This is a genomic window from Nonomuraea sp. H19 (genome assembly GCF_052068215.1).
Taxonomy (GTDB): Bacteria; Actinomycetota; Actinomycetes; order Streptosporangiales; family Streptosporangiaceae; genus Nonomuraea.
In genome coordinates this window covers 256,668-268,737 of the sequence record NZ_JBQHCV010000010.1, presented here as the reverse complement: position 1 = coordinate 268,737, position 12,070 = coordinate 256,668, and the positions used below count along the sequence as shown (strand labels likewise).

Genomic DNA, 12,070 nt, shown 5'->3' with positions numbered 1-12,070 from the left:
ACACCGTGGTAGGCGGTCGTCGCGGCTAGGGCGTTGACTTTTGTTTGGATGATCGCCAAATTAAAGAGGCGCATTCCGCTCCGCGCAGACCTGGAAGGCGACCATGAGGCGCTTGCTCTCGGTGCTCCTGGCCATGCTGCTGACCTGGGCCGTTCCGGTCGTGCCCGCGCACGCCCGGACGGCGCACGAGGTCACCTACGACCGGTACTCGCTGATGGTGGACGGCCGCCGGATCGTCCTGCAGTCGGCGGAGTTCCACTACTTCCGCCTGCCGAGCCCGGAGTTGTGGCGGGACGTGCTGGAGAAGGTCAAGGCGGCCGGGTTCAACGCCGTCTCGCTCTACTTCTCCTGGGCCTACCACTCGCCGAAACAAGGCGTGTACGACTTCGCCGGCGTGCGCGACGTGGACCGGCTGCTGCGCACCGCCTCCCAGGCCGGGTTGTACGTGATCGCCCGGCCTGGGCCGTACATCAACGCCGAGAGCAGCGGCGGCGGCCTGCCCGCATGGGTGAAGACGGTGCCGGGGCGGGCGCGCAGCAGCGAGGCCGGATACCAGGCCGCGTACCGCGAGTGGCTGCACCGGATCAATCCGATCATCGCCAGGCACCAGGTCACCGACGGCGGACCGGTGATCCTCTACAACGCCGAGAACGAGTACCAGGTCAACACCGACGCCGCGTACATGCAGGACATCCAGGATCAGGCCCGGGCCGACGGCATCGACGTGCCGATCACGACCAACGACTGCTGCGACGGCGGCAGCTGGAGCTCGACGTGGGCGACCGGCCCCGGCGCCGTACAGATCCCGGGCATCGACGACTACCCGCAGTCCTTCGAGTGCGCCACGCCGGACGTCTGGGGTCCCTGGGGCGAGGGGCTGACCGAGCGGCTGCGCGACGACATCCCCGTGTTCGCCGCCGAGTACCAGGCGGGCGCGATCGACCTCGGGAACGCCGGGTACGAAAAGTGCCGTGAGCTGACCGGGCCCGCGTTCATGAAGTTCTTCTACAAGAACAACCTGGTCACGACCGGGGCGACGATGTTCTCGTACTACATGGGGTACGGCGGCACCAACTGGGGCTGGCTCGCCCAGCCCAACGACGTCTACACCTCCTACGACTACGGCGCCGCGATCACCGAGGCCCGCCGGCTCACCCCGAAGTACGCCGAGTTCAAACGCCAGGGCTACTTCCTGCAGGCGGTGGCCCCGCTGGCCAAGACAGACCCGGTCGCCACGCCGCCCGCCCCGGACAACCCGGCCCTGACCACGGTGGCGCGCGCCAACCCGGACACCGGCACCCAGTTCGTCCTGGTACGGCACACCGACCGGGCCGCGACGACCACGGACTCCGCCACGGTCGACTGGGCCGGCCACCGGGTCCCCGTGCAGGTCAAGGGGCGTGACGCGCACGTCCTCGTCGCCGGGTACGACCTCGGCGGCCAGCGCCTGGTCCTGTCCACCTCCGAGATCATGACGCACGCCGCCATCGGCGGCCGCGACGTCGCCCTCCTCTACGGCACGAGCGGCTCGCCCGGCGCCACCGTCCTGCGCTACGCCTCCCAGCCTTCGGTCACGGTGCTCGACGGCAGCGTGACCAGCGCCTACGCCAATGGCGACCTGCGGCTGGACTACACGCACGACGGGCTGGCCCGGGTGCTGGTCACGGGTGGCGGGCGGCGGCCGCTGCTCCTCCTGCTCGGCACGGATGAGGAGGCGGGGACGTTCTGGCGGGCGGACACGGACTCCGGCCCTGTCCTGGTGCGCGGCACCGAGCTCGTACGCTCCGCCTCGGTGCGCGGTGACACCGTGCGCCTCGCGGCCGACACGGTGGCGGGGGAGGTGGAGGTGTTCGCGCCGGGCCAGGTCCGGCGCGTACAGATCGGCACGCACGACGTCGCGGCCGCCCGTACCAAGAGCGGCTCGCTGCTGGGCGCTACCCGCGCGCCCGGCGCGGTCCGGCTGCCCGAGCTGACCTCCTGGCGCGCCCGCGCCGAATCCCCCGAGGCGCAGCCGGGCTTCGACGACTCCCGCTGGACCGCCGCCGACCGCACCACGACCACCAGCCCGCACCCGCCCAAGACCCTGCCCGTCCTGTACGCCGACGACTACGGCTACCACTACGGCAACGTCTGGTATCGCGGCCACTTCACCGCCACCGGCGCCGAGACCACGATCGACCTCAACGCCATCACCGGCCGCCGCGGCAACTACCTGGTCTGGCTCAACGGCCGCTACCTCGGCTCGGCCGCGGGCGGCGTACAGGCCGACTCCGGCGACCAGTGGACCCCGCCCAACCCGGACCCCGGCCCCGGCCACTTCGCCATCCCGTCCGGGCTCCTCAAACCGGGCGCCGGCAACGTGATCGCCGTCCTCGTGGCGAACATGGGGCACAACGACGACTGGATCGCCGACGACCTGCGCTTCAAGCAGCCGCGCGGGCTCGTCGCCGCCTCCGTCGGCGGCACGCCGATCACCTGGAAGATCCAGGGCGCGGCCGGCACGGACCCGGTCCGGGGCCCGCTCAACAACGGCGGTCTGTACGGGGAACGCACCGGCTGGCACCTGCCCGCGTATGCCGATAAATCATGGAAAAACGCTGGCGGCCCGCTAGCGCCGGGCGTCACCTGGCACCGGACCGCGTTCCGCCTGGACCTGCCCGACGGCCAGGACGTTCCGGTGGGGCTCCGCTTCGGTGGCGAGCAGTCGCCCGCGTACCGCGTAATGATCTTCCTCAACGGCTGGAACGTCGGCCAGTACGGCGGCGACATCGGCCCGCAGAAAGACTTCTACCTCCCGGCCGGCCTGCTGAAGGAGCAGGGGACGAACACGATCGCCCTCGCCGTCACCGCCGAGCAGGCCGCACCCGCGGGACCGGGGCCGATCAGCCTGTTCGCCTACGGCAACGTCCGGGTGGACTAGCGCGGGGGGACGGCCATCTCGCCGAGCTCCGACCAGTCGTCCTGCGGGACGGCCGCGTTGACGATGCGCGGCGTCTCGGCCAGGTAGTCCGGCAGCGTGCGCTGGGCCTGCTTGAAGTGGTCGGAGCGCACGTGCGCCGCCCCGGCCGCGTCGTCCCTGAACGCCTCGACCAGGACGTACTCGTTGGGGTCGGCCACGCTACGCGACCAGTCGAACCACAGGCAGCCGGGCTCGGCGCGGGTCGCCTCGGTGAACTCGCCGGCGATCTCCGGCCAGCGGTCGGCGTGCTCGGGCAGGACGCGGAATTTCGCGGTGATGAAGATCATCGATCGGGCTCCGGAGATCGGCTGCACTACGTGACGAGCCTAGCGCGATCTATTTCCCTATATTCATGTAGGAAATATTGACTTCATCGTTCCCCGGCCGTAGCGTCGTACGCATGAGCCAGGGCCTTCACCTGACCCGGCGCCCGCACGTGGACTTCGGCCACGTCGCCAGCGCGCAGTGTCGCTGATCACGTAACGCAAGGCAGACCTCTCTCCCTCCCCAGAGGAACCCATCGTGATCAAGTTCAGACATGCCCTCCTATCCGCGCTTCTGACTGCCGTGGTGGCCGGCTGCGGCGTGGCCTCCGGAGCAACGGAGGCGAAGGTGCTGCGCTACCAGGGCAGCACCGGCGCCGTCACCTTCCCCGAACTGGCCGAGGAGCTCGGCTACCTCGGCGACGTCAAGCTGAAGTGGGTGGGAAACACCACCTCGGGACCGCAGGACATCCAGTCGGCGGCCACCGGCCAGACCGACTTCGGCGGCGCCTTCGACGGCGCGATCGTCAAGCTCAAGGCCGCCAAGGCCCCCATCAAGGCGGTGATCGGCTACTACGGCGCCGACCAGGAGAACTTCAGCGGCTACTACGTGAGCGAGAACAGCCCCATCAGGGCCGCCCGCGACCTCGTCGGCAAGAAGATCGGCGTCAACACGCTCGGCGCGCACCACGAGGCCGTCATCAAGGAGTACCTCCGGCGCGAAGGGCTGACGCCGGAGGAGATCAAGCAGGTCCAGCTCGTGGTGATCCCACCGGTCAACACCGAGCAGGCCATCCGTCAGGGACAGCTCGACGCCGGCACCCTCACCGGCGTGCTCAAGGACAAGGCGCTCGAACGCGGCGGGCTGCGTCCGCTGTTCACCGACGTCGGGCTGCTCGGCCCGTTCACCGCCGGGTCGATCGTCATGCGGGAGGACTTCATCGCCCGCAACCCTGCCACGACCAGGACGTTCGTGACCGCGTTCGCCAAGGCCGTGGAATGGGCTCAGACCCACTCGCGCGAGGAGGTCATCGCCACCTTCGAGAAGATCATCGCCAAGCGCGGCCGCAACGAGAGCGCCGACACCGTCCGGTTCTGGAAGAGCACCGGCATCGCCGGCAAGGGCGGCGTCATCGCCGCGAAGGAGTTCCAGACCTGGATCGACTGGCTCGAACGCGAGCGCGACATCCGGCCGGGCCAGGTCAAGGCGGCCGACCTCTACACCAACGAGTTCAACCCTTACGGCGGCGGGAGCGCCTCATGAGCAAGATCGTCATCCGGGACGTGACCAAGACGTTCCAGGTCAGGGACGCCGGCGAGCCGTTCACCGCGCTGTCCGGCATCGACCTCGACGTGCGCGAGGGCGAGTTCCTCACGCTCGTGGGCCCGAGCGGCTGCGGCAAGTCCACCCTCCTCGACCTCGTCGCCGGGCTGGTCCGGCCGACGACCGGTGAGATCCTCATCGACGGCGCGCCCGTCACCGGGCCCGGGCTCGACCGGGGCATCGTCTTCCAGCAGTACGCCCTCTTCCCGTGGCGCACCGCCCAGGCCAACGTCGAGTTCGGGCTGGAGGCCAAGGCCGTGCCCAGGAAGGAGCGGGCCCGGCGAGCCCGGGACCACCTCGCGCTCGTGGGACTGTCCGGGTTCGAGGACCGCTACCCGCACGAGCTGTCCGGCGGGATGCGGCAGCGCGTCGCGATCGCCCGCAGCCTCGCCTTCGACCCCGACGTCCTGCTGATGGACGAGCCGTTCGCCGCGCTCGACGCGCAGACCCGCGAGTCGCTGCAGGAGGAGCTGGTACGCGTCTGGCAGCACACCGGCAAGACTGTCGTGTTCATCACACACGGCATCGACGAGGCCGTCTACCTGGGACAGCGCGTCGCGGTGATGACCTCCAGGCCCGGACGGATCAAGGAGGTCGTCGAGGTGGCGTTCGGCTCGCGCGAGGGCGACCTGCGGGCGGACCCGGCCTTCGGCGAATACCGCCACCACGTGTGGCAACTGCTGCGCGACGAGGTCGCGGCGGCGCAGGCGCAGGAGCGAAAGGTGGTGACCTCCCATGGCTGACGCCCTGGACGAGCGCACGAAGCCGCCCGGTGACCGCCACTGGTACGACCTCCCGGACGACGAGGCCGACCCCACCGCGGACCCTGACGACGGGGAGCGCGCCGGAGCGGCAGTGGCGGACACCGCGCGTGCGGCGGGCGCCGGCGGCGCCGGACCGGAGCGGCCCCGCGCCAGGACGCGGTGGCAGGCCATCACCCTCAAGGTCCGGCGGGCGGCCGTGAACTCCGCCGCCATCCTGCTCCTCCTGGCCGCCTGGGAGCTCCTGCCCAGACTCGGCGTCGTGGACCGCGTCTTCGTCCCCCCGCTCTCGGAGAACCTCGCCGCCTGGTACGACCTCCTCATCAGCGGCCGGCTCCCCGAGCACCTGCAGGCTTCCCTGGTCCGCTCGCTGTCCGGCTTCGGCCTGGCCATCGTGCTGGCCATCCCGCTCGGCCTGCTGATCGGCTGGTACCGGCCGCTCGCCGACCTCCTCACCCCGCTGCTCGAGGTGTTCCGCAACACCTCGGCGGTGGCGCTGCTGCCGGTGTTCACGCTGATCCTGGGCATCGGCGAGACCACGAAGATCGCGTTCGTGCTGTACGCGTGCTCGTGGCCGATCCTGCTCAACACCATCAGCGGCGTGAAGACCGTCGAACCCTTGCTGATCAAGTCGGCCAGGTCCATGGGCCTCGGTCCGGTCCGCCTGTTCCAGAAGGTGATCCTGCCCGCCGCCGTGCCCACGATCTTCACCGGCGTGCGGCTGGCGGGCGCGTACTCGATCCTCGTGCTGCTGTTCGCCGAGATGGTCGGCGCCAAGGCCGGGCTCGGTTACCTCATCCTCGACACCCAGTCCAGCTTCCGCATCCCCGACATGTACGCCGGGATCATCACGATCTCCGCGCTCGGCCTGCTGTTCAACCTGCTCCTGATCGCCGTCGAGCGCCGCTTCTCCACCTGGAGGACCACATGACGAGAAAGCTCCACCTCAACGCCTTCCTCATGGGCGTGGGCCACCACGAGGCGGCCTGGCGGCACCCGCGCACCGAGCTCGCCCGTCTCACCGACGTCCGCCATTACCAGGAGCTGGCCAGGATCGCCGAGCGCGGCACGCTCGACTCGGTCTTCCTCGCCGACGGCGTGGCACTCCAGGGCAACGTCGCCCACAACGCCCTGGGCGGCCTCGAACCGCTCACCCTCCTGTCCGCCCTGGCCGCCGTCACCGACCACATCGGCCTCATCGCCACCGTGTCGACGACGTACAACGAGCCCTTCCACGTGGCCCGCAAGTTCGCCTCGCTCGACCACATCAGCGGCGGCCGGGCCGGCTGGAACATCGTCACCTCCGCGGGCGAGGCCGAGGCCCGCAACTTCGGCGCGGAGCGCCCCGCGCACGCCGCCCGCTACGCCAGGGCCGGCGAGTTCCTGGACGTCGTGCGCAAGCTGTGGGACAGCTGGGAGGACGACGCGATCGTGGGCGACCGCGCCGGCGGGCGCTACGCCGACACCAGCAAGATCCATCCCATCGAGCACGCGGGCGAGCACTTCGCGGTCCGCGGCCCGCTGAACACCTCCCGTCCGCCCCAGGGCCACCCGCTCCTGGTTCAGGCCGGGTCGTCGGAGGACGGCAAGGAGTTCGCCGCCCGCCACGCCGAGGCGGTCTTCACCGCGCAGCAGACGCTCGCCGAGGCGCGGGAGTTCTACGCCGACCTCAAGGGCCGGCTGGCGGCCTACGGCCGCCGGCCGGACGAGCTGATCGTCCTGCCGGGGATCTCGCCGATCATCGGCTCGACCGAGCGCGAGGCGCTGCGGCTGGAGAAGGAGCTGGAGGACCTCATCATCCCGGCGTACGGGCTGTCCCAGCTCTCCCACTTGACCGGCATCGAGCTGACCGAGGACGCGCTCGACACGCCGTTGCCCGACATATCCGTCGAGACCGAGGGCGCCCAGAGCCGCCGCAAGCTCGTCGTGGACCTGGCCAGGCGCGAGCGCCTCACAGTCAGGCAGCTCCTCGCCCGGCTGGCCGGCGGGCGCGGCCACCGCGTCGTCGCCGGCACGCCCGAGCAGATCGCCGACCAGCTCCAGGAGTGGTTCTTCGCCGGCGCTGCCGACGGTTTCAACATTATGCCGCCGATCCTTCCCAGCGGCCTGGCCGACTTCGTCGACCACGTGGTGCCGGAGCTGCGGGCGAGGGGGCTGTTCCGGCACGAGTACGAGGGCCGCACGCTCCGCGAGAACTACGGCCTGGCCCGGCCGGGTTCGCGGTACGCCCGGCTGGCGGTGGCCGGATGAGCGTCGTCACGCTGGTCGGCAACCCCCGGGCGGGCTCCCGGACCCGTACCGTGGCCGTCGAGGCCGCCCGCGCGATCGGGGAGCGGATCGGCGTGCCCGGGCCGTACGACGTCGTCGATCTGTCAGGGCTCGGACCGCACCTGCTCGCGCCCGGCCCCTCCGCTGCCGTGGAGGCGGCGCTGGAGCTCGTCGCGGAGGCGAGCGTGCTGGTGGTGGTCAGCCCGACCTACAAGGGCACCTACACGGGGCTGCTCAAGGCGTTCCTCGATCGGTTGCCGCCGGACGCGCTGGCGGGGAAGGCGGCGCTGCCGGTGCTGGTCATGGGGGACGCCCGGCACTCGCTGGCAGTCGAGGTGCACCTGCGGCCGCTGCTGGTGGAGCTGGGCGCGCTCGTGCCCACACCCGGCCTGGCGGTGCTCGAATCCCAGCTCCCGCGACTGGCGGAGGTCGTGGCGACATGGGCGGATCGGGTCGCGCCACAGGCCGCCGTGACGATCGAGGAAGGAGCGCTCCGATGACGGAAACGTTCTCCGAGAGGAGGTCCCGGCGCGGTACCGGGCCCGCGGGCGAGCCTCCGGGCGGAACACGGCCCGCGGGGGAGCGCCGGCGCGGGGCCGACGTCCGGTTCCCGCCGCTGGGCAGGGAAGTCGACGCGGGCGGGTTCCGGCGGGCGCTGGCCGCGCACGCCGCCGGCGTCGTGGTCATCACCGCGCAGGCCGACGGCGTGCCCGCCGGGCTCACCGCCACGTCCTTCTCCTCCGTCAGCCTCGATCCGCCGCTGGTCTCCTTCTACGTCGACCAGTCCTCCACCACCTGGCCCAGGCTGCGCTCGGCCGATCATTTCGCGGTCAACGTCCTGGCCGGCGACCAGGCCGAGCTGGCGGCGCGGTTCGCGCGCAAGGACGTCGACCGGTTCGCCGAGCCCACCCGCTGGCGACCGGGTCCGCTCGGAGCGCCCCTGCTGCAGGACGTCTCCGCGCACCTGATCTGCCTGCCGCACGAGATGGTCGACGTCGGCGACCACGTCCTCGTCGTCGGCCTGGTCGCCGAGGCAAGGGTGCACGGCCCCGGCCGCCCCCTCCTCTACCATCAGGGCCGCTTCGGCCGCTTCATCGCCCACCCCTAGGTGTGGCGACCGGGCGCGTCGGCCTCGGTGACGCGTTCGAGGGCCGGGATCGGGGAGCTCCCCTCTGGAAGTGGTGTGAGGGGAGCTCCCCGATCCCGGTCCGGATTGTCACTCGCAATCGAGGAGGCGTGCGCCGAAGGCCTGGCAGGCGGTTCGGAAGGCGCGCGGTTCATGGATGGTGAAGCCGGCGTCCAGGAAGGCGAGGCTCAGGAGCAGCCATTCCCAGGTGTCGAGCATCAGGACGACCTTGGTCCGGCGCTCGTCCAGTGCCGCGAGTTCGGCCTCTTGGTACTTGAGGGCGTCGGCGACAGCCGGGAGGGGCGCCTCCACGGTGAGAACGACGCGGTCGCGGTGCTTGTTGAGCCCTTGCCGGAGATAGTCCACGGCGGTGTCCGCGGGCAACGGCCTCGGCGTGTAGGTGCTGGTTGACGTCTGGAGACCGGTGACGCGGTCTATACGGAAGAGGCGCCAGTCGTCTTTGCGGGTGTCCCAGGCGAGGAGGTACCACCGCTGGTGGTGGTGAATCTGGCGGTGGGGTTCGACGCGGCGGGAGGAGACCGGGCCATCCTTGCCGCTGTAGTCGAAGGTGACGATCAGGCGGCGCTGGATGGCGTCGGCCAGGGTCGACAGGTCCTCGGCGCTGGTGCTCGGGCCGAGCGAAGTGCTGGTTTCCAGGCTCGCGCGGAGCTGGGTGGCGCGATGCCGGAGGCGCTTCGGCAGGTATTGGTCGACCTTGCCGTAGGCGCGGGTCGCGGCCTCGTCCACGCTTCCCTCGGTGGCGCTGCCAGTGGCGGCGAGGGTGGCCAGCCCGAGGAGAGTCGCGATCGCCTCGTCGTCGTCGAGCACAAGCGGTGGCATGGCGTTGCCTGCGGTAAGCCGGTAGTGGCCACCGGGGCCGGGCTGAGTCTGGACCGGGTAGCCGTAGCCGCGGAGGCGGTCGATGTCGCGGCGCAGGGTCCGGGGACTGACGTCGAGCCGTGCGGCGAGCTCGTCGCCGCTGAACGCCCGTCCGGACTGAAGAGTGGTGAGCAGGGCGAGGATGCGTTGGGTGACGTCCGCCATGCATCCAGTCTCACCAAAATTGCGGCCACTCTCTGTCCACATCTGTTCATAGCCTCACCGACATGCACAGGCGAACGATCCGCATCCGGGGTGCCCGGACCAACAACCTGAAGTCCGTCGACGTGGACATCCCCCGCGGCCGGTTGGTCGTGTTCGCGGGCGTGTCAGGTTCGGGGAAGTCATCGCTCGTATTCGACACGATCGCGGCAGAGGCCGGGCACCAACTGAACGAGACGTTCCCACCATTTGCCCGTAATCGACTGCCGAAGTGGACTCGCCCCGAGGCAGACGAGATCAAGGGACTGTCGCCGGTGGTGGTGATCGATCAGCGCAGGATCGGCGGGAACGCCCGATCCACCATCGGCACCATCACCGACACCTGGACCTATCTGCGGCTGCTGTTCTCCCGCGTCAGCTCACCGCATGTGGGCGAGTCGAACCGCTTCTCGTTCAACGACCCGGCCGGCATGTGCCCCACCTGCGCTGGGCTGGGCGAGGTCGTGGCGAGCGCCGTCGACCGGTTCCTCGACCTGGACAAGTCGCTCGCCCAGGGGGCGATCCTGCTTCCCGGGTTCGGCAACGGCGGCTACTGGTACTCCCAATACGCCGACATCGGCAGCTTCGATGCGGGCACTCCGCTCCGGGACTGGACCGAGGGGGAACGCGACGCCTTGCTCTACGGCGGTGAACACGCCGCACGCCTGGGCACCAAGCCTCCTGCGGATTACGAAGGCGTCGTGGAGCGCTTCGAACGGATCTACCTGCACACCTCCGACAACCTCTCCGATCGCAAGCAGGAGACGATCGCCCGGTTCACCCGCTCAGAGATCTGCCATGACTGCCGCGGCGACCGGCTCAACGAGGCCGGCCGCACCGCCACCGTCCTCGGCTGCACCATCGGCGAAATGGCCCGCATGGAGATCACCGAGCTCGCCGGCCTCGTCGAGCGGGTGGCCGACCCGGCTGTCGCGCCCGTCACGGCCGCGCTCAGGGACCGGCTCGGAGCCATGGTCACGATGGGGCTCGGTTACCTCCACCTCGGCCGCGCCACCACCAGCCTGTCCGGCGGGGAGTCGCAGCGCATCAAGACCGTCAAGCACCTCGGCAGCAGCCTCATCGAGATGCTCTACGTCTTCGACGAACCCACCGTGGGTCTCCACCCGCACGACATCAAGTCGATGGTCACCCTGCTGCAGCAGCTCCGCGACCAGGGCAACACCGTGCTGGTCGTCGAGCACGACCCCGCGGTCATGGCCGTGGCCGACCAAATAGTCGAGATCGGGCCCGACGCCGGCGCAGAAGGCGGAGAACTGGTCTTCCAAGGCACCTTCGACGAGCTCCGGACGGCGCGAACGGCGACCTCCACGGCCCTCGCCAGGCAGACCCCGATCACCACTGACCCGCGAGCGGCCACCGGTGTGATCACGGTGGCCGGCGCCACCCGAAACAACCTCAAGAACCTGACCGTCGACATCCCTGCCGAGGTCCTCACGGTCCTCACCGGTGTCGCGGGGTCGGGCAAGTCCAGCCTCGCGGCCGAGCTGGTCGCCCAGCAGGGCGCGGTCGTGATCGACCAGAGGCCGGTCAGCGTCAACCGTCGCTCCACCCCTATCACCTACACCGGCATCGCGACCCCGATCCGCAAGCTCTTCGCCAAGCACAGCGGCTTGCCGGCCGGCTTCTTCAGTGCCAATTCCGAGGGCGCCTGCCCCGACTGCAAGGGTCTGGGCGTCATCTACACAGACCTGGCCTTCATGGACGGCCAGGAGACCGTTTGCGAGACCTGCCAGGGCCGGCGGTTCACCGGCGACGTGCTCCGCCACCGAGTCAACGGCCTGTCCATCGCCGACGTCGACGACCTGACCATCAGCAACGCCATCGAGCAACTGCCCGACCGTGCGATCCGTACGGCGCTGCGACACCTCGACCAGGTCGGACTCGGCTATCTCCGCCTCGGCCAGCCATTGACGACGCTGTCCGGTGGCGAATGCCAGCGAGTCAAGATCGCCAAGGAGCTGCGCGACACCGCGGAGCCGACCCTCTACGTGCTCGACGAACCCACCACAGGTCTGCACCTGCGCGACATCGCCACCCTGCTCCAGATCCTCGACCAGCTCGTCGGCCAAGGCCACACCGTCGTCGTCATCGAACACAACGTCGACGTCATCCGGCACGCAGACTGGATCATCGACCTTGGCCCCGGCCCCGGCAAGCACGGCGGCCAGATCCTCTACCAAGGGCCAGTCGCCCAGATGGACGGCACTGTCACCGCAGACGCCCTGCGAGCCGGGTAAAAGCGCAAGCCGCCCGGCGCTGCCCCGGCCG

The 12,070-nt window shown here is 70.2% G+C and carries 10 protein-coding genes; 8 read left to right on the top strand and 2 right to left on the bottom strand.

Annotation, left to right across the window (positions count from 1 at the left end; translation table 11 throughout):
- Positions 1–103 precede the first annotated feature (103 nt).
- Positions 104–2,920 (top strand): beta-galactosidase, encoded by a 2,817-nt coding sequence (locus ACTMTI_RS23920; protein WP_441122718.1) that lies wholly within the window; start codon positions 104–106, stop codon positions 2,918–2,920.
- Here the strand turns inward: ACTMTI_RS23920 and ACTMTI_RS23915 are convergent.
- Positions 2,917–3,246: a putative quinol monooxygenase gene (locus tag ACTMTI_RS23915; protein WP_441122717.1), complete on the bottom strand. Its 330-nt coding sequence runs from the start codon at positions 3,244–3,246 to the stop codon at positions 2,917–2,919. The two genes, ACTMTI_RS23920 and ACTMTI_RS23915, sit on opposite strands and share 4 nt — an antisense overlap.
- Before the next feature lie 235 nt (positions 3,247–3,481).
- On the opposite strand from ACTMTI_RS23915, the gene ACTMTI_RS23910 reads away from it, so the two are divergent.
- From ACTMTI_RS23910 to ACTMTI_RS23885, 6 genes are read left to right on the top strand one after another with little or no spacing between them, the layout of a single operon-like run.
- Positions 3,482–4,486: an ABC transporter substrate-binding protein gene (locus tag ACTMTI_RS23910; protein WP_441122716.1), complete on the top strand. Its 1,005-nt coding sequence runs from the start codon at positions 3,482–3,484 to the stop codon at positions 4,484–4,486.
- On the top strand, positions 4,483–5,289 hold the full coding sequence (locus ACTMTI_RS23905) for an ABC transporter ATP-binding protein (RefSeq protein WP_441122715.1): 807 nt from the start codon (positions 4,483–4,485) through the stop codon (positions 5,287–5,289). Before ACTMTI_RS23910 ends, ACTMTI_RS23905 begins: the two co-directional genes overlap by 4 nt.
- Positions 5,282–6,238: an ABC transporter permease gene (locus ACTMTI_RS23900; protein WP_441122714.1), complete on the top strand. Its 957-nt coding sequence runs from the start codon at positions 5,282–5,284 to the stop codon at positions 6,236–6,238. The genes ACTMTI_RS23905 and ACTMTI_RS23900 overlap by 8 nt, the downstream gene beginning before the upstream one ends.
- Positions 6,235–7,557: an LLM class flavin-dependent oxidoreductase gene (locus ACTMTI_RS23895; RefSeq protein WP_441122713.1), complete on the top strand. Its 1,323-nt coding sequence runs from the start codon at positions 6,235–6,237 to the stop codon at positions 7,555–7,557. The genes ACTMTI_RS23900 and ACTMTI_RS23895 overlap by 4 nt, the downstream gene beginning before the upstream one ends.
- Positions 7,554–8,075 carry an NADPH-dependent FMN reductase gene (locus tag ACTMTI_RS23890; RefSeq protein ID WP_441122712.1) on the top strand — a complete coding sequence of 174 codons (522 nt, stop codon included), beginning with the start codon at positions 7,554–7,556 and terminating at the stop codon, positions 8,073–8,075. The genes ACTMTI_RS23895 and ACTMTI_RS23890 overlap by 4 nt, the downstream gene beginning before the upstream one ends.
- Positions 8,072–8,683: a flavin reductase family protein gene (locus tag ACTMTI_RS23885; protein ID WP_441122711.1), complete on the top strand. Its 612-nt coding sequence runs from the start codon at positions 8,072–8,074 to the stop codon at positions 8,681–8,683. The genes ACTMTI_RS23890 and ACTMTI_RS23885 overlap by 4 nt, the downstream gene beginning before the upstream one ends.
- Before the next feature lie 108 nt (positions 8,684–8,791).
- Here the strand turns inward: ACTMTI_RS23885 and ACTMTI_RS23880 are convergent, their stop codons facing one another.
- Entirely contained in the window at positions 8,792–9,745 is a 954-nt protein-coding gene (locus ACTMTI_RS23880; protein WP_441122710.1) for a helix-turn-helix transcriptional regulator, read from the bottom strand.
- 62 nt (positions 9,746–9,807) lie between these two features.
- Between ACTMTI_RS23880 and ACTMTI_RS23875 the strand changes: the two genes are divergently transcribed.
- Positions 9,808–12,039 (top strand): ATP-binding cassette domain-containing protein, encoded by a 2,232-nt coding sequence (locus ACTMTI_RS23875; RefSeq protein WP_441122709.1) that lies wholly within the window; start codon positions 9,808–9,810, stop codon positions 12,037–12,039.
- Positions 12,040–12,070: the final 31 nt, after the last annotated feature.